The 267-nt window shown below is 39.7% G+C and carries 1 protein-coding gene; it reads right to left on the reverse strand.

What is annotated here, in order from left to right:
* The coding region (locus C1E99_RS14650) for a hypothetical protein (protein ID WP_161951139.1) at positions 1 to 267 on the reverse strand (267 nt) is incomplete at both ends.

Genomic DNA, 267 nt, shown 5'->3' on the forward strand with positions numbered 1-267 from the left:
GTCACCACCAGTTGGTAAAGCCCTTCTTTTAACCCCTTGTCAGCCGTACCACGACTGACAGTTGACCAGTTATGGGCAGTATTTTTTTCGATATTTTTTGCATAACTAGCACCAAGATTATATTCCGTACCATTTAGGGTTACAGTATTATCTTCATTGACCAAGGCAACATCCAGCTTAATATTTTGTTGCCCTGCTTCTTGCTCTTTCTTGGAAATACTCGTGTTGTTCTGAACGGCAATATTTAATCCAATGATAGATAGAAGC

Source organism: Streptococcus suis, from assembly GCF_002964045.1.
GTDB classification, from domain to species: Bacteria; Bacillota; Bacilli; order Lactobacillales; family Streptococcaceae; genus Streptococcus; species Streptococcus suis_U.